The sequence below is a fragment of the Pseudarthrobacter sp. TE3704 genome, assembly GCF_056279405.1.
Genome location: NZ_JBWCCJ010000002.1, coordinates 11942 through 32227, shown reverse-complemented (window position 1 = coordinate 32227; position 20286 = coordinate 11942). Strand labels below are relative to the sequence as shown.

Annotated in this window: 20 protein-coding genes; 13 read left to right on the top strand and 7 right to left on the bottom strand. The window is 63.1% G+C overall.

Annotated elements, in window-relative coordinates; genetic code table 11:
* Positions 1–116 precede the first annotated feature (116 nt).
* The 3 genes from ACZ9BC_RS04115 to ACZ9BC_RS04105 all read left to right on the top strand — a co-directional run bounded on the left by ACZ9BC_RS04115 (position 117) and on the right by ACZ9BC_RS04105 (position 2016).
* On the top strand, positions 117–761 hold the full coding sequence (locus ACZ9BC_RS04115; protein WP_476244873.1) for a hypothetical protein: 645 nt from the start codon (positions 117–119) through the stop codon (positions 759–761).
* The gene (locus ACZ9BC_RS04110; protein WP_476244872.1) at positions 758–913 is read left to right on the top strand and encodes a hypothetical protein; all 156 of its coding nucleotides are present in this window, start codon (positions 758–760) and stop codon (positions 911–913) included. Before ACZ9BC_RS04115 ends, ACZ9BC_RS04110 begins: the two co-directional genes overlap by 4 nt.
* A gap of 62 nt (positions 914–975) precedes the next feature.
* Positions 976–2016 (top strand): AAA family ATPase, encoded by a 1041-nt coding sequence (locus ACZ9BC_RS04105; protein WP_476244871.1) that lies wholly within the window; start codon positions 976–978, stop codon positions 2014–2016.
* 120 nt (positions 2017–2136) lie between these two features.
* On the opposite strand, the gene ACZ9BC_RS04100 is transcribed toward ACZ9BC_RS04105, so the two are convergent.
* Positions 2137–2736: a PadR family transcriptional regulator gene (locus ACZ9BC_RS04100; RefSeq protein ID WP_476244870.1), complete on the bottom strand. Its 600-nt coding sequence runs from the start codon at positions 2734–2736 to the stop codon at positions 2137–2139.
* Positions 2737–2895: 159 nt separating this feature from the next.
* Here ACZ9BC_RS04100 and ACZ9BC_RS04095 point away from each other — a divergent pair, with 159 nt between their 5' ends.
* From ACZ9BC_RS04095 to ACZ9BC_RS04085, 3 genes are all read left to right on the top strand, one after another.
* On the top strand, positions 2896–3990 hold the full coding sequence (locus tag ACZ9BC_RS04095) for an aromatic ring-hydroxylating oxygenase subunit alpha (RefSeq protein ID WP_476244869.1): 1095 nt from the start codon (positions 2896–2898) through the stop codon (positions 3988–3990).
* Between the two features lie 28 nt (positions 3991–4018).
* On the top strand, positions 4019–5032 hold the full coding sequence (locus ACZ9BC_RS04090; protein ID WP_476244868.1) for a PDR/VanB family oxidoreductase: 1014 nt from the start codon (positions 4019–4021) through the stop codon (positions 5030–5032).
* 94 nt (positions 5033–5126) lie between these two features.
* Positions 5127–6461: an MFS transporter gene (locus ACZ9BC_RS04085; protein ID WP_476244867.1), complete on the top strand. Its 1335-nt coding sequence runs from the start codon at positions 5127–5129 to the stop codon at positions 6459–6461.
* 563 nt (positions 6462–7024) lie between these two features.
* Here ACZ9BC_RS04085 and ACZ9BC_RS04080 read toward each other — a convergent pair.
* From ACZ9BC_RS04080 to ACZ9BC_RS04070, 3 genes are read right to left on the bottom strand one after another with little or no spacing between them, the layout of a single operon-like run.
* The gene (locus ACZ9BC_RS04080) at positions 7025–7954 is read right to left on the bottom strand and encodes a sucrase ferredoxin (RefSeq protein ID WP_476244866.1); all 930 of its coding nucleotides are present in this window, start codon (positions 7952–7954) and stop codon (positions 7025–7027) included.
* Positions 7944–9149 carry a cupin domain-containing protein gene (locus ACZ9BC_RS04075; RefSeq protein WP_476244865.1) on the bottom strand — a complete coding sequence of 402 codons (1206 nt, stop codon included), beginning with the start codon at positions 9147–9149 and terminating at the stop codon, positions 7944–7946. The genes ACZ9BC_RS04080 and ACZ9BC_RS04075 overlap by 11 nt, the downstream gene beginning before the upstream one ends.
* Before the next feature lie 3 nt (positions 9150–9152).
* Complete coding sequence (locus tag ACZ9BC_RS04070; RefSeq protein WP_476244864.1) at positions 9153–9416, bottom strand: BatC protein; 264 nt, start codon at positions 9414–9416, stop codon at positions 9153–9155.
* Positions 9417–9971: 555 nt separating this feature from the next.
* Between ACZ9BC_RS04070 and ACZ9BC_RS04065 the strand changes: the two genes are divergently transcribed.
* Positions 9972–10142, top strand: coding sequence for a hypothetical protein (locus tag ACZ9BC_RS04065; protein ID WP_476244863.1), 171 nt, complete (start codon positions 9972–9974; stop codon positions 10140–10142).
* A gap of 29 nt (positions 10143–10171) precedes the next feature.
* Here the strand turns inward: ACZ9BC_RS04065 and ACZ9BC_RS04060 are convergent, their stop codons facing one another.
* Complete coding sequence (locus ACZ9BC_RS04060) at positions 10172–10429, bottom strand: DUF4259 domain-containing protein (protein WP_476244862.1); 258 nt, start codon at positions 10427–10429, stop codon at positions 10172–10174.
* Between the two features lie 407 nt (positions 10430–10836).
* Here ACZ9BC_RS04060 and ACZ9BC_RS04055 point away from each other — a divergent pair, with 407 nt between their 5' ends.
* Together ACZ9BC_RS04055 and ACZ9BC_RS04050 are read left to right on the top strand one after the other, a co-directional pair.
* Positions 10837–11385: an AMIN-like domain-containing (lipo)protein gene (locus ACZ9BC_RS04055; protein ID WP_476244861.1), complete on the top strand. Its 549-nt coding sequence runs from the start codon at positions 10837–10839 to the stop codon at positions 11383–11385.
* Between the two features lie 71 nt (positions 11386–11456).
* A complete protein-coding gene (locus ACZ9BC_RS04050; RefSeq protein ID WP_476244860.1) occupies positions 11457–11633 on the top strand; it encodes an SDR family oxidoreductase in 177 nt (58 codons plus the stop codon).
* Between the two features lie 687 nt (positions 11634–12320).
* On the opposite strand, the gene ACZ9BC_RS04045 is transcribed toward ACZ9BC_RS04050, so the two are convergent.
* On the bottom strand, positions 12321–13310 hold the full coding sequence (locus ACZ9BC_RS04045; protein ID WP_476244859.1) for an NAD(P)-dependent oxidoreductase: 990 nt from the start codon (positions 13308–13310) through the stop codon (positions 12321–12323).
* Between the two features lie 71 nt (positions 13311–13381).
* Positions 13382–14452 carry an isocitrate/isopropylmalate dehydrogenase family protein gene (locus tag ACZ9BC_RS04040; protein ID WP_476244858.1) on the bottom strand — a complete coding sequence of 357 codons (1071 nt, stop codon included), beginning with the start codon at positions 14450–14452 and terminating at the stop codon, positions 13382–13384.
* A 376-nt stretch (positions 14453–14828) separates the two neighbouring features.
* Here ACZ9BC_RS04040 and ACZ9BC_RS04035 point away from each other — a divergent pair, with 376 nt between their 5' ends.
* From ACZ9BC_RS04035 to ACZ9BC_RS04020, 4 genes are all read left to right on the top strand, one after another.
* Positions 14829–16058: a CaiB/BaiF CoA transferase family protein gene (locus ACZ9BC_RS04035; protein WP_476244857.1), complete on the top strand. Its 1230-nt coding sequence runs from the start codon at positions 14829–14831 to the stop codon at positions 16056–16058.
* Positions 16059–16931 carry a hydroxymethylglutaryl-CoA lyase gene (locus tag ACZ9BC_RS04030; RefSeq protein ID WP_476244856.1) on the top strand — a complete coding sequence of 291 codons (873 nt, stop codon included), beginning with the start codon at positions 16059–16061 and terminating at the stop codon, positions 16929–16931.
* A gap of 141 nt (positions 16932–17072) precedes the next feature.
* Positions 17073–18455: a 2-hydroxycarboxylate transporter family protein gene (locus tag ACZ9BC_RS04025; protein WP_476244855.1), complete on the top strand. Its 1383-nt coding sequence runs from the start codon at positions 17073–17075 to the stop codon at positions 18453–18455.
* Positions 18456–18588: 133 nt separating this feature from the next.
* Positions 18589–20280, top strand: coding sequence for a thiamine pyrophosphate-binding protein (locus ACZ9BC_RS04020; RefSeq protein ID WP_476244854.1), 1692 nt, complete (start codon positions 18589–18591; stop codon positions 20278–20280).
* Positions 20281–20286: the final 6 nt, after the last annotated feature.

Below are 20286 nucleotides of genomic sequence, written 5' to 3'. Positions count from 1 at the left end.
AGGGCGAAAAAGCTTGCCAGAGCTAGACTGAGCCGGGTGAGGACGGATTGGGGGATCCACGGCGGCTCACGCCGTCGTCCCGCTGGTCGGTCGCCGCCAGCGAACCAAGGATGTCCATGACCTTCTTCAAAGATCTGCCCGTACCCGAAGAACCACGCCGCGGCAGGACCGTCAGGTACGTTCCCCCGGCTTGGGCTGGTGCGCCGGCCCATGAGCTGCCGGCAGTTGTTCATATCGGGCAGTTCCTGCATCGCAGCCGCAGCTTTGTACTGGCCGTCGAGCTCGCAAAGGTCTATTCGACCGGCTGCTCCCTCGACCTGACATGGACACTCCGACGGGCGGAGGAAGATGATGAAGCCTGGGCCCAGTTGAATGGGGCATTCTTCGGTCACCCTCACAACATGCAGGCCGTAGAACGACGTCCCTTCGCAGCCCTCCTCTTCGGTGTCCGACTGGCCGACGGGACCAAGGCCCGGGCCGATTCAATGCTGCACTCCCGCTATCCTCCGGGAAATGCCAAGCAGCCCGACCCGCCGATCCTCATCCAGCAAGGCAACGGCGGCAACGGAGGCGACGACGAAATGGCCGGCAAGGGCACATTGTGGCTTTGGCCCTTGCCACCGGACGGGGACCTCCGGCTGGTAGCCCAATGGGCAGAGCTCGGAATTCCCGAAACTTCCATTACGATCGACGGCGGCCAGCTCCGGGCGGCCGCATCAGGCGCCCAAAAATACTGGCCGACGGAGGGCGAACAAGGATGATGGCTCTCGACAGCTTTGTCCTGACCGTGCTCTTCTCGGGGGTCTTCTTCTACGTCCTCTACGGCGTCATCCGCGCCGCCGTCCGCGACGGCATCCTCCAGGCCAATGAGCGGCGGCTCAAGCACGAGGAGGAGGCCAAGGCTGAACAATGACTCCCAGGCTACTGGCGAGCACAACCCCACGTGCGTCGGGAATCTAGTACTACAGTTGATGCATGGCTCCCAGCCGCCATCCGCTTGACGACCTGCGCGAAACAATCGGCCATCTGGCCGATCAGCTCAAGCTGCCCAGTTCGGAGCGCGTCGACGACCTGGTCGGAGACCTCATCGGTGCCAGGCCCGGGCCGGCCCGGCCGCTGTCCGAGGTGCAGGCCGAGCTCGACGCGCTGGTCGGACTGGAGACCGTGAAGGAACAGGTGCGGGCCCTCGTGGCACTGCTCCAGGTCCAGGCCCGCCGTAAGGCGCACGGCCTGCCGGAGGTGGCCACATCACAGCATCTGGTGTTCCTCGGAAACCCTGGCACGGGCAAAACCACCGTGGCGCGGCTCCTGGCCGAGATGTACCGCGCGGTCGGACTGCTGCAGAAAGGCCACCTGGTCGAGGTCGACCGTTCCGGGCTGGTGGGGCAGTACGTTGGCGCGACCGCCATCAAGACGGACCGGGTGATCCGGCGTGCGCTGGACGGCGTCCTGTTCATCGACGAGGCCTACGCGCTGGCCCCGGAGGACGGCCGGATGGACTTCGGCCCCGAGGCGATCGAGGTCCTGCTCAAGCGGATGGAGGACCACCGCCACCGCCTGGTCGTGATCGTGGCCGGGTACCCGCGGCTAATGGAGTCCTTCCTGCTCTCGAACCCCGGACTGCGCTCCCGGTTCGCCCGCGAAATCACGTTCCCCGACTACTCCGTCGACGCACTTCAGACGATCTTCCACCAGATGCTGGCCCAGCACGAGTACATGCTGGAGCCGGGTGCCGAACAAATGCTGCGCCGCATCCTCACGGGGCTCCACGCGGGCGAAGACTCCGGCAACGCACGGTTCGCCCGCACACTGTTCGAGCAGGCGCTTAACCGCCAGGCACTGCGGCTGTCGCTCGACGAGGAACAAAGTCTCGACGCACTCGATCGTGAGGCCGTCATGACGCTCACCGCGGACGACATCGTCGAGGCCGCGCTGGCCTTGGGCGAGGAACCGGAGCCGGAGCCGGAACCGACGCCGGAACCGGTCCAATCACGTTGGTGGCGCTGGCTGGCCTGACCTTCCGCTGCACGGGTTCCGAAGGCGCCTCAACAGGATGTCCAAGAGCGCCGGACCCTCGAAGTATCCCTAGAGTCACACAGTGGCCCGGGCGGGAAAGCATTGGTCACCGAAGTCTAGTCAGCTATCCTGCCCTGCAGGTCCCGATAGTGAATCGATGAGTTTGAGCCCCCGTTTGCCCCACTCGATCTCCGTCTCCGCCCGGGCAATTAGGCCTTCATAGGTGAAGACCTTGTATTCAACAGTCCGCTGGCGGTCAGCCTCAGCAGTGGCAGCCAGGCGTTTGCTCAACATCTCGTTAGTTCCTGCCCGCAACTGGTCGATCATCTCCGCCCATTGATCGCGGCGCATCGTGTGATAGTCAATGTGGGCCTGCATATGCTCCCGTGCCGCCTTGGGTTCAGCCCACTCCAGGTAGGCAGCCTTAAGGTGCACGGGGTCGCGCTCACGGGAATACTCCACCGGCTCACGCATCCATGCCCGGAACGCGGCCCGCCCTTCTTCAGTAATGCGGTACTGCGTCTTCTTTCCCCGGGGGCCCCACGACACCTCCTCCGCTTGCAGCAGACCTTCCTTGGCCATCTTCCGCAGCTCAGGATAGATCTGCGAATCAGGCGCATGCCAGACGAAGGCAACCGAGGACTCGAATCGTTTTGCCAGGTCGTAACCGGTCATTGGCTCGACGGAAAGCAAAGCCAAAAGCGCATAACGCAAACTCACAGTAGGTTCCCTTCAAGGTCTTGCTAATAACTATATCGATAGATAGTCTGTGACCCAAGCCACCAACTATGGACATAGATAGTTGCGGCGTTCCCCAAAGATTCTTCATTCGCCTGGCATGCGTAAGACACGTCCGCCGGCACCGGAAAGAGGTCAAAGATGACTGTGCTCCAGTCCAGTAGTTCCACCACCGCTAAAGTCCTCGGCCACCCGCTGAATGCGTGGTACGTCGCTGCTTGGGACCACGAGGTTACCCGCAAACCCATGGCCCGCACGATTGCTGACCGGCCGCTGGCGCTTTACCGCACAGAGGACGGCAAGGCCGTTGCTCTCGCGGACGCGTGCTGGCACCGCCTGGCGCCGTTGTCCATGGGGAAAACAGTTGGCAAGGACGGCATCCAGTGTCCGTACCACGGCATCGTCTACAACTCTGCCGGCCGCTGCGCGTCCATGCCGGCGCAGGAGACCATCAACCCCTCGGCCACGGTCCCCTCCTTCCCCGTCGTGGAACGCCATCGGTATGTGTGGGTGTGGCTGGGGGACCCAACCCAGGCCGACCCCGATCTTGTCCCCGACATGCATCAGATGGACAGCCAGGAATGGGCCGGCGACGGGGAGACCATTTTCGCTCCCTGCAATTACCAGTTGGTCCTGGACAACCTGATGGACCTTACGCACGAAGAATTCGTTCACGCCTCCAGCATCGGCCAAGACGAGCTCAGTGAATCCGACTTCGTGGTCACGCACGATGACCGAACAGTCACCGTGTCCCGGTGGATGCTCAACATCGACGCCCCTCCGTTCTGGCTCAAAAACATGCGGGACAAATTCCCCGGTTTCGAAGGCAAAGTGGACCGCTGGCAAATTATCCGCTTCGAGGCACCCTCTACTATCCGCATTGACGTCGGCGTTGCCAAAGCCGGCACCGGCGCTCCCGACGGCGACCGCAGCCAAGGCGTCAACGGCTACGTCATGAACACGATCAGCCCGGAAACCGCCAAGACCTGCCACTACTTCTGGGCCTTCATGCGCAACTATCGGCTGGACAGCCAGCTCATCACGACCCAACTTCGCAACGGCGTGCACGGCGTGTTCGGGGAGGACGAGGCGATGTTGAAGGCCCAGCAGGAAGCAATCGACGCCAATCCCGATTACGAGTTCTACAACCTGAATATCGACGCCGGCGGCATGTGGGTCCGCCGGCTGATCGAGCGCATGCTCCAGGCAGAGGGCCGCCTGGCGGCGGCGCTCTGACCGGCCAAGGACTCAAGGAAAAAAGACCATGGCAGCAACCAACAACGAAGTCTGGCAGTCCGCAACGGTGGTAGCCGTCTCTGATGTGGCCGCAGGCATCCGGCGCATTGAACTGGAACCGGCAGCACCGAAGCACGCAGAGCCCGGATCCCACGTCGACCTGCTTGCCACTATCGACGGCGGGCAGGAGAAACGCTCCTACTCAATAGTGGAATCCAAGGACCTCGGGAAGACCCTGGTCATCAGCGTCTTCAAGGCACCGGTTTCGCGGGGCGGATCTGTCTACATGCACACGCTCAAGCCGGGTGACACACTCCGCATCACGCAGCCCCTGCAAAACTTCCCGCTGCGGGTCGGGGCAGAGCGGTACGTTCTGCTGGCCGGCGGCATCGGCATCACCGCGCTTATGAACATGGCGGCAGTACTGCGCAACGTCAAGGCCGACTACACCTTGGTCTACGCGGGGCGGACCCGGGCTGCGATGGCCTATCTGCAGGACCTGCAGGAGATCCACGGGGCCCGGCTGCAGGTCCACGTCGACGACGAGGGAAGCAGCTTGGACGTGAACGCCTTGGTGGGGGGAATCGACCCGGGAACCGAACTCTACATGTGCGGGCCTATCCGGCTGATGGATGCAGTCCGCCGCAGCTGGACCGAGCGCGAACTGGCGCTGCCCGACCTGCGCTACGAGACGTTTGGAAACTCCGGCTGGTACGACCCGGAGGAGTTCCTCGTCCGCATTCCACGGCTTGGCATCGAGGCAAAAGTCGGGCAGGGCCGCTCCATGCTCGAGGCACTCGAGGACGCCGGCGTGGACATGATGTTCGACTGCCGCAAGGGCGAGTGCGGCCTGTGCGAGGTCCGCATCCTCAATTTGGACGGCGCCGTCGACCACCGCGACGTTTTCTACAGCGAACGGCAGCAACACGCTGCAGAGAAGATGTGCTGCTGCGTCTCACGGGCCGTCAGCTCCCCCACAGGTTCCCGTACAGACGCCAATTCTTCTGTAACCCCTGCCGTTGTCACCATCGACGTGTCCTAGACACACTCTGATCTCCCCATCAGGGCTGCGCACCTCGCGCAGCTATAACAGCTAAAGCTCCCGAGGGAGCCTCCTAGGTTTCAAGGAAGACGCCATGGATCTGCGTGAACGCATCAACAACTCAAAAATGTCGCCATATCAGTGGGCCATCATCGGCATGTGTGTCCTGCTCAATGCTCTCGATGGCTTTGACGTACTCGCAATGGCCTTCACCGCGAACGGCGTCACCAAAGAGTTTGGTCTTACCGGCTCCGAACTAGGCGTCCTGCTCAGCGCGGGGCTCGTGGGCATGGCCATTGGTTCCCTTTGTCTCGCACCACTGGCTGACATCGTCGGACGGCGCCCGATGATTATCGCCTCAGTGGGCGCAGCAGGTGCCGGCATGCTGCTGGCAGCAACGGCGAACAACATGGCACAGCTGGGCATCTGGCGTTTCCTGACAGGACTGGGTGTTGGTTGCATTCTTGCCTGCACCAACGTCATTGCCAGCGAATACTCCTCCAAGAAACGCCGGGGATTGACGATCAGCATCTACACGGCCGGTTACGGCATCGGAGCGACGCTTGGAGGCGCCGCAGCAGTTTCCCTCCAAAGCCAATATGGCTGGCGCTCCGTCTTTGTTTTCGGCGGCATCAGCACGCTCAGCATCCTGGCTGTCCTGCTGTTCTTCCTACCCGAATCCGTTGACTTCCTCGTAACGAAGCGGCCCCGCCACGTCCTGGACCGCCTCAACCGGATCGCACGCAAGACCGGTCATCCCGAAATCGATGTCCTCCAGGACTCCCAAATCGTCGTCAAGGCAAAAACCAACCCTATTTCCGACCTGCTGACCCCCGCCAACCGGCGTTCCACCCTTCTGCTCTGGGTAGCGTTTTTCACCACAATGTTTGGTTTCTACTTCGTCAACAGCTGGACCCCGCGTCTCCTGGTCACCGCAGGCATGACGGAAAGCCAAGGCATTACCGGAGGCCTGATGCTGACCTTGGGCGGCATCTTTGGCTCGGTCCTCTACGGCGTCCTCGCCACCAAGTGGAACAGCAAGATCGTCCTCGTGGCTTTCTCGGTGCTCTCCGCCGTCATGATCGTCGTCTTCATCTCCTCCGCTTCAGTGATCCTGCTCGCCATGGGTGCAGGGGTCCTCGTCGGGATGCTGATCAACGGCTGCATCGCCGGTCTCTACACACTTGCTCCTGCCCTCTACCCTGCATCGGTCCGCAGCACAGGCGTGGGATGGGGTATCGGCATCGGACGAATCGGAGCCATCATTGCCCCGCTGATCACCGGCGCCCTCCTTGATGCATCCTGGTCCGCTGTACAGCTCTATCTCGCCGTCGGTGTCGTTGTACTCATCAGCGCCGCCGCCGTCGGAATGATCCGGTCCAAAGAACCCGTCAAGAGCGCGCCCGTTGAGGAGCTCACCGAAGTCTGATCACGGTGGGCCTGAATTTATGCTGCAGGCTACCCGATGAGCTTTTAGGCTAACTCGCTACAGCCGGCGGCTGCCCTGCGGCACCTTTCGCTTCTTGCAGCTGGGTCAGATTCCGGCCATGGTCTTGTGGCTGTTGGCCCTTTCCAGGAGGCGGCTCGTTTCCCGGGCGTGAGGGAGCCAATCTCGGCTTCCTGCCCGATGGCTTTTGCTCCTTCGATGGAACGAGACGTCATCCGCAAAAGACGGCGACAAAGAACTGGCGAACCATGCATGACCATCGCCCGTAGACGCCGTCTTGGCATTTGCCGGCCTGGCCCATCATCATCGCCCAAGTCGACGGAGTCGGCACGTTCTAATAAACCAACGCAAGCAACGGACGACGGCGGGACGCGCCCGCCGTCGTCCGCTCCATTTTGCGCGCATTGGCGGGGACTGCCATAAAAAGCGAACGCTTTTAGATTCCGCTGAGGACAGCGGCTGAGTCCGACGACCAAGGGTCGCCGGGGGCTTCGGACCTTCGTCGACTTCCCCACCAACGAAGCCGCCTTCGGCGAACCCGTCCTTTAGACTGCCCGGATCGAAATGAGCTCGTAGACCGTGGCCGAGCTCATCGCCGGTCCGCGGCAGGTCAGTTGGCGCGGTGTGGCCTGGCGGGCCTGCAGTTCGATGTCGATACGCACCGGGTGAGGCGGTCGGCCGGAGATGCGGATCCGCCAATGATCGCCGTCGCGGGAGGTCTCCACCACCCTGTAGTCATTCCGGCCGGCCGGGCCGAAACGTCCGAGCGTGGCTGCGACAGCGGCCTGCTGTGCTGGGAAGAGATCCGTGTAACCGCGCAAATACTCCGCGTGGATACGGCCGGCGAGGTGTTCTTCGATCGTGGCGACGGACGACGCAGCGTCCAGATTCCCGTAGTACACACCATCGGGCGCAACAACGACATTGCCTGCGAACCTGTCACCGCCTACATGCGAGCATTCCCACACCAGCTCTGGCCACCGCTCACTGAGCGCACGTCCCACGGGCCGTCCCCATACGGCACAGCATTGGTCATGTTGACTGTGGGTGCAGACCAGGATGACGGGCGGATGGCCGACCGTTCCAGGGAGGCTGAGGGCTGTGGCAATCTCCGCCAGATCCTCATCCTTGGCCCACGTTCCCCATTGCTGGCGATATTCGCCCGAATCCTCATTGTGCAGTACTGCCCATTGTCCCTGGCCCTCACGGCGGCGGGGGCCGGGCCGCCTCACCAGCAGCACCCTCGCCCGCGCCGCTTTCGCGGCGGAGAGCACGATAGCTTTGGTCCCAGGCTCGAGATCAAGCCCTTCGAAGCCATTGAGAGGCCACCCGCCCCGGTACTCGATGAGGACCCAGACGACGCCATGCGACGCTGTGCCTGCAATCGGATCGCCGCGCAACCGGGCGCCTTCAGAGCAGAAGAAGCGCTCCGTGGCCGCCACTGCGGCGAACTCACTGCCTGGATCACTGTTCAACGGGAACGAGGACCCCCGCGCGCAACAGCCTTTCAACCACTTCGACGCCGAGATCACCCGCGGTGTGAACCTCGCCGTCCAGCGCGCACATCACAGACGGCAGATCGGCTTCCGGGAAGTCGAGCCAACCCACGCGTGTGGTCAGGCGCAATCCCTCCAGCCGTGCTTCCAGTGCATCGCGAAGCCGCACCACAGTCCTAGGACTTAGGCCTTCGACAGCCGCGAGCTGGGCCAGCGGTCCCAACGGCGCGGGGCGTCCCTGTCCTCGCCGGGTGCGGTGGAACAGGGCAGTGGTATCAGCCTCAGCGAGGGCGGCGGCCAGTCGCCCACGGACGACGTCGATCTCCCCGTTTGGCCCGTCCACGCCCAAGGGCAACGTACGGCGCATCTCGGGATCGTCGCACAGCGCTGCGAGCGCGGCCTGTGCAAGCTGTTCGGCCAATGCGTAGCGGGTCCAGCTGTGGATTCCAAGCGTGAGGTGGATGGAGACCTCGCCCTGCGCCTGGGCAGCATGCAACCAGCCACGCGGCAGGTAGAGGACATCCCCGGGCTCTAGCACCGTGTCGATATACGCCTCCCCTTTCGCGGCGTCGGCCACGGTGGAGCGACGGTCGGTCCAGGGTTGGTCACGCAACGGGTCAGTGTGAACCGGCTCGTGAATGATCCAGCGCTTTGTCCCCTCGATTTGCAGGACGAAGACGTCGTGCACGTCGTAGTGATCGTCGAACCCCCGGTTCTGAGGCGGCGTGATGTAGGCATTGGCCTGCACCGGATGTCCGAGCTCGGTGCTCAGCCTGCTGCTGAAGTCGGAGACAGGCTCCCATGTGCGGTGCAGTGCCTGCAGCACGAGCGTGGCACCGTCCGCGAATTTGCGCCACAGCGCTGTGTCGTCCAGCTGGTCAGAGATGGTGGCACCGACGCCGGCGGGTGAGGTGAATGATGAGTCCGGAAATGTCGTGCCGCCCTTGGCGACGCGGAGAAAGGGTGTGCGCAGTCCACGGCGCGAGACCAGTTCGTCGACGGCCGCGGCAGAGAACAGATCGGCGAAGTCGCTTGCGCCACGGGTGAGCAGGGCTGTGCGCCCCCAGACGCCGTCGGCGAACCTTTCACGGCCAATCTTGATCAGGCGTGTCTCCAGGACCCCGCCGCTTTCCAAGGCGTCGGGGTCCTGAAAGTCCGTGCGGGTGGTGCTCAAGATTCAGATGCCCCGTTCTGCGGCTCCCCCATCGGCTCCGCCGTCGGCACCGCTGTCAGCTCCACCATCGGCGCCGCTGTCAGCCCCGCCGTCGGCACCGCTGTCAGCCCCACCATCGGCACTGCCGTCGGCACCGCTGTCAGCCCCACCATCGGCACCGCTGTCAGCTCCTCCGTCGGCACCGCCATCATGCATGCCGGGGACGCCGGCGGCGCCACCGTCCGCGGGCCCTTCCTGCTGGCTTGGATCCTGCTCTGGACTGGTCATGCTTCCTCCCGAGAATCGAATCGCTAGAATCAGCTCCATTACTGGCACCTGATTACCCAACCGGGCGATCCTTCACCGGCACCGCCCGTGATCACCCTAACGGCACGAGCCAGCCCTGGGAACACCTTCTTATACAACTCAGGTAGCTTCAGAACTGGGCCAGTCCTACTCGGTCGGCCGGCACGGCCATCCCGTCCCCTTTACGAGATTGACTCCAGTGCGCATCGGCGCCCGGAAACCCTGCTCCCTGTGGACTGAGCAGCTTCAGAAGCGTCATTTCTGCTATGGGCTCGATAACGCCCGTCGGGTGGTCATCCTTTGAGTGTCGGGGGTAGCCATCGTGGTGGCCTTTGCCATTCCCACCCCTGAAGAGTCATGGATCCACGATTTGGCTGCGAGGGGAGTCGAAAAGGGTGCGCTCTGCGAGCGGGGCGCACCCTTTTCGTGCCCTCACGCGTGTCCGCCGACTTGTGATTCCTGCTTGCGAAAAATTCCTGCTCTAATGCTGCGGAGTTGCGTCCGAGAATCAAAGCCGCACGGTCCTAGACTTTCGGCATGCACCCCTTAGTGGCAATCGGCCTGGTGTTCCTCGCCGCGATTGCCTGGACGGTCACCGTCCTGACCATGCTGATTGTTGTGGTCAAAGCCCGGCGCCGGCCGCCCGGCGAAGTCGCTCGCGCAGTCCATGGTGTGGAGGTCCAAAGCGTCGATGAAAGGGCGGCTTAGACATAACCGGGTGCGCCGGCGCTGCGCCCCTAACCCAGGGCAGCGCGCAGCCTTTCGGAGAGGTCTTCCAGGGATTCGCGCCATTCCGGTTCGTCGGCGTCGTCCCACAGCTCCGCCAGCTCGGATTCCTCCCCTACCACCCGGCCTACCGCCTCAAGTGCCAGCTCCGCGTCCTCGGCGGTAAGCTCGGCCCCGTGGGCGGTTACCCAGTCGGCAACGTTTTCCGGCAGGGTCCCCTGACGCGTTCCCCTGGCAGGCTGCAATGACGTCGGCGGCGGCGATGGCAATGCTGGCGAGATCCATCTGTTCCTGGATCGCCGCCTCAAAAGTTGGAGCAGTACCCTTCCGAAGTTGATCTTCAAGCAGGACGACGAGAAGGCGCTAGCCTACTTTATGGTGTTGATGGAGCAACCTGGACCCTCATTGATTGAAGCTGCCAAAGAGAGGACCGCAGAGCGCACCGGGCAGGTTTTGTCCTGTCCTGACGGCCGTTACCAGCGTTACGGCCGGGTGCAGAAAACGGCACCGAAACGGTTACGACGGCGGACAAATAGGCCCGGATTTTACTGGCTCGTGACCCGGATGCGGCCTTCCTTACGGTTGCGCCCCGAAGCGGCAACAAGCCTCGTTTCGGTGCTTGGCGCTCCCTAGTCTTGAGCTATCCAGCAGCACCACCTCTCTGAATGGCACCCCAATGAAAAAACTCCTTCTCTGGCTCACGGCGCTTCTGGCGGCCGTTGGTCTGGGCATCCTGGCACCGGGGCCCGCTTCGGCAGCCACCTCCTATTGCGGGCTCGCATGGGGATCCCAGGACAAGACCGCGCCCGAGATGAGCTCAGCATCCGTCACCAACGTCCGGACCGGGCAGCAACCCTGCTTCGACCGGATGGTGGTCGACCTCAACGGCCCCGTCAGGGGCTACACAGTCCGGTACGTCCCCGAGATCGTCCAGGACGGCACCGGCTTCACGATCCCGGTCTACGGCAACGCACGCCTGCAGGTCGTCGTGAACGCCCCCTCCTACGACCAGAACGGCAACGTCACCTACAACCCGGCCGCAAAGGCTGAGCTGTCCAACGTGGCCGGCTACCAGACCTTCCGGCAAGTCGTCTATGCGAACAGCTTCGAAGGTTCCACCAGCATCGGCCTGGGCGTCCGCGCCCGGCTGCCCTTCCGGGTCTTCACCCTCGACGGGCCAGGGTCCGGTTCCCGGCTGATCGTGGACGTAGCCCACTCCTGGTAACGGATCCAAAAGGTGCCGCACTCCGCTGAACCGGGGCGCGGCACCGTTTCTGTATTACGACCGAGTCGTACGTGGCGGCGACTCTCACTGACTCGGGCCGCAGCGGAAGCCCCGAAGACATCGCCAAAGCCGTCGTCTTCCTTCTCGGCTCTGATGCCGCCTTAGTCACGGAAGCAGCGATCATGGTTGATGGCGGATACACCGGCGCTGACTTCCTCATGAAGAAGGACGCCCAATCCTTGGGCTGATATGCCGTGGAGCCGCTCTGCTCAAGGGCCGGAGTGCGCAGCGGAGATGTCTTGCCCCCGGAGCGTTACCGGCGGGCGGAAGATCATGAACCGGTAACGGCTGTATCGCCGCAATCACGGGTCAGTAACCCTTGGTCAAAAGAAGGAACAGACTCCTCGCCCCACACCTAGACTGAGCCATGAGCACGACCGCATCGTTGATCCTGATTTTCTGTGTTGCCATCGCCTGGATCGGCTTGACGGTATTCGTTCTCTTACGGTTGCGCCGGCGCCGGCGTGGGTCGTCACTGGTAGCTTCCGCTCCAACTAAGGCTGGACCTGTCAGCAGTCTTTCCTACAGACCTTGGCACGACGTTGGCGCCGCAACCGGCAAGATCCCCGCACGTCGGCGGCACAGGCTGAGAATCAGGAAAGTACACGGCTGAAGGGCTACTTTTGACGCTGCCGCCTGAATGCTGCGGTAACGCGTCTTGAACCAGCGACGTGTCTTCCAAGTTGCAGTGGCGCGTTGTCAGCGATGGTCGAAAGTCAGCCACGCTGAAGCTGGTTATTCTGCCGTATTTCGGGCCTTGTCCAGGGTAGTGAGTCCCCCTGGGTGTGTTAGACCGGAGGTGTTCCTCGGCCATTTTGCTTCTGATGAAGGTTCCCTGCGGAGCCGCCGGGCTGCAGCGGCCCCGCCCGGGGACTCTAAACGGCCGTGACGCTGACCGACCGCTTCGTCGCCGTCACGACTCCACTTGGAATATCGCCACGGAGGACCGCGTCGAAGTTCTGCCATACGGTCGCGATCCGGCGCTGAACGTTTTCCCAGCCGACGCCTGCCATGTGGGGCGTGCAGACCACCTGTTCCATTTTCAGCAGTTCACTGGCGGTGTCGAGTGGCTCCTTCTCGTAGACATCGAGTCCGGCGCCTGCGATGCGGCCCTCGTGCAGGAACTCGATGAGAGCGTCCTGGTCCACCACTTCGCCGCGGCCGACGTTGACGATAACGCCGCTGCGCTTCATCAGGCCGAGTTCGTCCCGTCCGATCAGTTTGTTCGATTGCGCGTTCAGGGGAAGGCTCAGGCAGACGACGTCGGATACCGCCATGAGCTCTTCCAACGGCACGGCGCGGGCCGGGATCAGTTCCGACACGGTCAACGGGATCTCCGCGTTGTCGTAGAAGACAACGTTGGCGCCGAAACCGTGGTGGACGATCTTGCCGATCCAGCGTCCGATATTTCCCAGACCGATTATGCCGACTGTTTTGTTGTACAGCTCGGAGTACGAAGTCTCATCGAGGTCTTCACGCCATTTTCCGTCGCGCAGCAGCTGCGTAGAGGCTGGAATCCGCCGCATCACCGTTTGCATCAGCGTCAGGGCGTGTTCCGCTACAGAGATGGAGTGGGTCTTCATCTGCGCAACCGGAACGCCGAGTTCGTCCAGGACGGCGACCGGAAGCTGCCCATAGCCGGAGCTCATGTATTGGATAAACTGCACGTTCCTGGCGGCGCGGAACACCTCTTCGGGAACATCGACGCCGGAGATGAGGAAATCGGCGTCTTCGGCTTCACGGCAAATTTCCGATACATCCGCCGATAGAGGCATCACTTTCACGGTAAAACCCTCTGGCGTCGATTCCAGAATACGGTCGATGTAGTCGTTCAGTGGGTTGACGAACAAAACCTTGTATGTCATTGGTGCACCTTTCTTAGTCAATGTCAGACGGTCATGGCCGCGGCCGGTATGCCGGGCGGCCTACCCATCAGCTATGCCGGCAAGGCGTTGAGGACGGTCTCCAGAACTTCCTGAGTGTCGGCTGTCCCGCCCAGGTCACGTGCCCGGGGTCCCGTTAGGAGTGCGGACTCTACCGCGGTTTGGATGTTCTGTGCTGCCTGGGTGCAAAGGTCATCTCCATGGCGTTCGCCCAGCCACTCCAGCATCATCGCGGCCGAGAGGATCATCGCCGTCGGGTTTGCGATGCCCTTGCCCGCGATGTCGGGCGCACTTCCGTGTGAGGGCTGGAACACGCCATGCGTGAGACTGACGTCGGCAGAAGGCGCGACGCCGAGACCGCCGACGAGCCCTGCAGCGATCTCGGAAAGGATGTCGCCGAAGATATTTTCCGAGACGACTACGTCGTACCGTTCCGGGTCGGTCACCATGTACATGGATCCGGCATCGATGTAGTACTTTGCGCTTCCGATGTCGGAGTTTTTGGCGGCGACTTCGTCGAAGACCTTCTCCATCAGAACGTTGCTGCGCAGGGCGTTTGATTTGTGCAGCAGCGTTACGTGTCCGGGGGTGCCGCGCTTGCGGCGCGCCCGCGCCTGTGAAAATGCGACGTCGAAGAGCTTCTCGCATGTGGCGCGGGTGATGGTCATACGGTCACTGGCAGTCTCGTCGCTGGGCTCATGATGATCGGACAGGCCTGCGAACATGCCCTCGGACGTTTCGCGGATGACGAGCATATCGACGTTCTTCGTCTTGACAGGGCTCTCGACTCCCGGGAAAAGCCGTACCGGCCGGAGGCTTGAGAAGAGCCCGTAGTGGGCCCGCATTTCAACTTGGGCGCCCAGTTCAAGGCCTTCGGGTCCGCGCACGTCCGGCAGCCCCATCGCGCCAAACAGTACAGCGTCTTTCTTGCCGATTTCATCCATATCGGCAGCGGTGATCTTTCGTCCGGTACGCCTGTACAGGTCCGCGCTGAAGTCGTAGTACGTGTAGTTAAGCCTCAGCCCGTAGCGTGTTTCGCATTCCTTCAGTACCGACAGAGCCGCGTCGACGACTTCAGTTCCGATTCCGTCGCCGGGAATGACAGCGATGTCATAGTGAGTCATTGGTCTTCCTGCCTTGCTAAGTGCGCGCGCTCGGGCGCAAAGTGTCTGCCCCAGGACAGGAAGCCGCGCCTACGCGACGGCCCTACCTGCGAGCCTTTCCCATGTGCTGGGAAGCATTATTTGCTAAGTGGGAAGACGTTAGCAGAAGATGAGTTGGCTCACAAGGCACATTCGGCGGTCAGGTATCACGGGAGGCCCGGAGGCGGAATGGCAGGCGGCCCACGGGCGGCGGCGGCGTTAGCCGATCAACCTGACTGCATGCACCTGTTGCGTGCATCACAATCCGCTGCTAATGTCTATCCGCTCGATGACAAGCTTCTCCCACACAGTGAGAACTCAAAGGTCAAATTGCACTAAACGACGCAGGCAGGAAGACATGACACAGCAACTTCAGGGGAACTCCCTCCCGCTCCAAGGCATCCGCGTGCTGGAGCTGGGCAGCTTCATCGCCGGCCCGTTCGCAGCGCGGATTTTTGGTGATTTTGGAGCTGAAGTCATCAAAATCGAAAAGCCCCAGGGCGGCGATGAGTTGCGCGACTGGCGCAAGACCCGGGGAACGACCTCGATGCTGTTCCGTACCATCGGCCGGAACAAGAAATCCGTTGCCTTGGACCTACGTTCCGAGGGCGGGCTTGAGGCAGTCAAGAAGATCGCCGCCCAGTGCGACGTAGTGATCGAAAACTTCCGTCCCGGAACCCTTGAAAAGTGGGGTCTGGGCCCGGATGTCCTTCAGGAACTTAACCCCGACCTCGTCATGGTCCGGATCTCCGGTTACGGCCAAACCGGCCCCTACAAGAACCGCGCCGGGTTCGGCAGCTCCGCAGAGTCTTTCGCAGGTTTGCGCTACGTCACGGGCGAGCCGGACCGGCCGGCAGGGCGTGCGGCTGCCAGCCTGGGCGATACGGTCGCTGGCCTTTACGGGGTGATCGGCGCCCTGATGCTCATGCTCCAGAAAGCCCGCGGGCAGAAGACCGACACCTCCCAGGTAGTCGACGTCGCACTCTACGAAGGCGTCTTCAGCCTCCTCGAATCACTCGTCCCGGACTACGACGCGTACGGCATGGTCCGAAAGCGTACCGGCGGCGCCCTGCCCGGTGTCGTGCCCACCGGCTCCTATTTGTGCGGCGATGACCTCGAGGTCGTCATCGGAGGCAACTCCAACTCCGTGTTTGTCCGGCTCATGCGGGCGATCGGCCGGGACGACCTGGCCGAGGACGAAACACTCCTTACTACCCAAGGCCGCGGTGCGCGCGAGGAAGAGCTGAACGGCGCCATCTCCGCCTGGACCGGCAGCATGCCCCTGGCTGAGGTCCTGGACAAGCTGGACGACGCCGGCGTCCCCGCCGGACCCGTCTACGACGCGCCCAGCATCGCTGTGGACAAGCACTACCTGGCCCGCGACATGATCCAGACCCACGAGGTGGTCGTCGAAAACGAACCCGAGCTGATCCGCTTCCCCGGCGTCGTTCCCAAGATTCCGGGCCATCAGGGCCAGGTCAAGTGGGTTGGCCCGGAACTGGGCCAACACACCCAGGAGGTCCTCCAGGAACTCGCCGGGATGAACGCTGACGAAATCTATGACCTCGGACTGCAGGAGGTGCGCTGAATGAAGGTGGACATCACAGACGTTTTCCTGCGCGACGGCCTGCAGGACGAACCGGTCATCGTCTCCACCGCCCACAAGCTGGAAGTAGCCCAGGCCCTCATTGCCGCTGGAATCAAGCGCATCGAAGCCGCATCCTTCGTGAATCCGAAGCGGGTTCCACAGATGGCGGACGCCGCCGACGTCATCTCCTCATTGCCTGTGGTGGACGGCGTCGCCTACACCAGCCTTGCACTTAATGGGAAGGGCATCGAACGGGCCGTCGAGGCCGGCGCCACCGACATCCAGGTGGTCACATCCGCTAGCCAGGCGCACAGCAATGCGAATGCCGGGCAAGCCATCGAGGACGCTCTCGCCGGCATCGGCGCCGCCGTCAGCCGGTACCCGGAAACCCGTTTCTTCGCGGGCATTTCCACTGCCTTTACCTGCCCCTTTGAGGGCAGCATCGACCCCGAGTATCTGCTCCGCGTCGTCAGGGCCTTCTCGGACATGGGGATCAGGGACGTCGGCCTGGCCGACACCCTGGGCACCACGCCCACCGAACAGGTGCTGGCCAGCCTGAACCACGTCCGCGACGCCGAACCGGATCTGACGTACTACCTCCACCTGCACAACGCCCACCACCAGGCATTGGCAACAGCGGGCGCTGCCGTAAGTGCCGGCGTCGTCCGGTTTGACGCCGCGCTGGGCGGCTACGGCGGATGCCCCTTCGCGCCCGGCGCCCACGGCAACATCGCGACCGAAGAGCTGGTCCGCTACCTGCACGATGCGGGCCACGAGACAGGCATCGACGAGGACCGCCTGGCCGACGCTGTACGCCTCGCCCGCGACGTGGTGGCGCACTCCCCCGCCGCGCTGCTGGACCCGGCGCGCTAAAAACTCCCGACCGACTCCCCCTGCTCAACCCACAACGCTTCACGATTCCTACACAAACAGTTCCCACCCACCATTCCGGAGACGATGATGTCAACAAACCCAGGAACCACGGAAACCACCAGCGAACCAACGGATGACGCCATGAGCGAGATAAGCCCCGGCCCCGCCGGTGGTATCGAACACCCCGTCACCAAAACTGTCGGTGCCCGGCCGGGCACCCACTACCCGGGCCGCTTAGGATTCAAAATCGCCAGCGTCCCTGCTCCCCTCTACCTCATCCTGGCGGGCCTCGTCCTCGCCGCCGCCATCACCGGCAACCTTCCCGACACCATGGTGGTCGGATTTGCCGCAACCATCCTGCTCGGTGGGCTGTTCATCTGGATCGGTAACCTGTTCCCGGTAGTCCGGGACTTCGGGCTGCCGACCGTCCTGTGCACCTTCGCACCCGCCACGCTGGCTTTCTTCGGTTTGATGCCCGAGAACCTGGTCACCGTTGTACAGAACTTCACCGACGGCCATGGCTTCCTGGACTTCTTCGTCGTCGGCATCATCGCCGGCGCCATCCTTGGCATGCCACGAGCACTCCTGCTCAAGGCAGGACCGCGCTTCGCGGTACCCATCGTGGGTTGCCTCATCGCTACATTCGTCCTGGTCGGGCTCCTGGGGGCCGTGACCGGGTTTGGATTCATCGAAGGCATTCTCTTCATCGCAGCCCCCATCATGGCTGGGGGCCTTGGCGTTGGTGCCTTGCCGATGTCCGAAATGTACGCCGCGAAAACCGGCGGCGACTCCGCGGCCTTCATGGGTGACCTGATGTCCGCCGTCGTCATGGCCAACGTCTTCTGCATCCTCATCGCCGGAATCTATAACGGCCTGGGCAAGCGGAAAAAGCAGCTCTTCGTCGGCTTCAACGGCCACGGCCAGCTGCTGCGGATCAAGGGCCGCTCCGACGAACTCACCGTTCCCCCGAAGCGGGACACATCCTCCTTCATCGCCCTGGGCAAAGGCCTGCTCATCGCCGGCAGCCTCTTCGTCTTCGGCGAACTCATCGCAGCCCTCCTTCCGGGCGGCCTGCACCCCTACGCCTGGGCCATCATCGCGGCCGCCGTCGTCAAAATCTTCGGGCTGCTCCCCCAGGACGTCGAAGATTCCGCCGCCGACTGGGGCGACCTGATCGGCACCGTCCTCGTTCCCGCACTCCTGGTCGGCGTCAGCCTCACCTACATCGACATCACCGAAGTACTCGCCTCGCTGAGCAACCCGCTGTTCATCCTCCTGACCATCAGCACCGTCGTCATCGCCACCGTGACCTCAGGCATCCTGGGATGGCTGGTCAAGTTCAACTTCGTCGAAGCCTCCATCACCCCGGGCCTGGTCATGGCAGACACCGGCGGCAGCGGTGACGTTGCAGTTCTCAGCGCGGCAAACCGCCTGCACCTCATGCCGTTCGCAGCCCTGACCAACCGCCTCGGTGGCGCGCTGGTCCTGTTCGTGACGTCGCTGATCGTCCCGTTCCTCGCCTAACAGCAGGGATCAACCGCGGCGCCCGGCACGAAGCCGGGCGCCGCCGTCGCATGCAACAGCACCGGGAAGCAGCGAGCGTTGCCGTTGACAACTGAAGCGGTCCTGCCGCCCCAACCTAGGAATGAGAAAAGCCATGACAAGCACCAGCACCCAAGTTCTGCCCGGCGGGACAGCCGCCCTGCCGGATGAAGGCAATGTGGCCGCGATCGTCGCCGACGTGGTCGCGGAGCGCGCAGGGCACCTCTTCGGCCTCATGGGCAACGGCAACGTCCACCTCATCAGCCGACTAACGCGCCGGGGCTACCCCTTCACCTCCGCACGCCACGAGTCAGCCACAGTCGCCATGGCTGACGCCTATTACCGCGCAACCGGAAACATCGCAGCAGCGACCACAACCTACGGCGCCGGCTTCACCAACGCCTACACCACCCTCGCCGAAGCCCGGATAGCCCGGATTCCGCTGGTACTGGTAGTGGGCGACGCGCCCTCTACCGGCCCCCGGCCCTTCGACATAGACCAAGCCAAAGCGGCGGAAGCTGCCGGAGTCATCACCCTTGTCGCCGGCCCGGGCAACGCAGAAGCCATCACCCACCGCGCCTTCGACCTCGCCCTGCAGACCGTCCAGCCCGTGGTGCTGGCCATCCCTTATGACCTGGCTACGGCCCCGGCGTCCACACCCCAGCCCCTCGAACCGATGCCCGCCAAACCAGCCTGGCCCGCCGACCCTCACGACCTCGACCGGGTGGCTGAGCTTCTCGCTGCCGGCAAGCGGCCGCTAATCCTGGGCGGAAGAGGCATGCTCCTGGCCGACGCCGTCGCTCCCCTTCTCCAGATCGGCGACCGCCTTGGCGCGCTCTTCATGACCTCGCTCATGGCAGCCAACGCATTCAACAGCTCCTGGGACCTGGGAATCGCCGGTGGCTTCACCAGACTTCACCGCCTGGACATCGCCCGCCAGGCAGACGTGGTCCTGGTTGTGGGGGCAAGCCAAAACCTCTTCCAAACCCGCTATGGCACCCTGTTCCCCGTGGACACGAAGATCATCCGGATCGATAACGAACCGGACCTGGGCAACCTGCCGTCCGCAGAGTACATCCGTGCGGACATCCGCCCGTTCGTCGAAGGCCTGCTGGAACGCGTCATCGCGGCCCCGACATCAACGTGGCGGGACACTGCCCCTGAAGTAACGAGCCCCGAGTTCCGCTCGTCCCTACCCAGTGAAGACCCCGAGGAGTTTGGCCCGGACGGGCGGCTGAATCCACGGGCCGTCGTCGCGGCCCTGGACGGAATCCTGCCGGCCGAACGGTCCGTGGTGATGGACGGCGGGCACTTCATCGGCTGGGCACCCATGTACCTTTCAGTGCCGGACCCCCACGCAATGGTCTTCGTCGGTACCGCATTCCAATCCATCGGGATGGGCTTCGGATCTGCCGCCGGTGTCTCCGTAGCCCGCCCTGACCGGACGACCGTACTGGTCAGCGGCGACGGCGGCGGGCTGATGGGCCTCGCCGACTTCGAAACCTTCATCCGTGCCACCCGCAAAGGCGTGGTAGTGGTACTCAACGACTCCGCGTACGGCGCAGAACTGCACCAGTACGCGGCCAAAGGGCTGCACGATCAGGCAATGCTGATTGACGAAGTGGACTTCGCCGCCGTCGGCCGTGCCCTTGGCACCTCGGGGGCGAAAGTCCGCACCATGTCAGACCTGCAGCACCTCCAGGACTGGCTGACCACCAACGACGAAGGCATCTTCGTCCTCGACGTAGCCATCTCTCAGAAGGTGGTGGCCGAGTTCATGACAGAATCCGTGGCCGCCAAGGGTTAGCCGGGC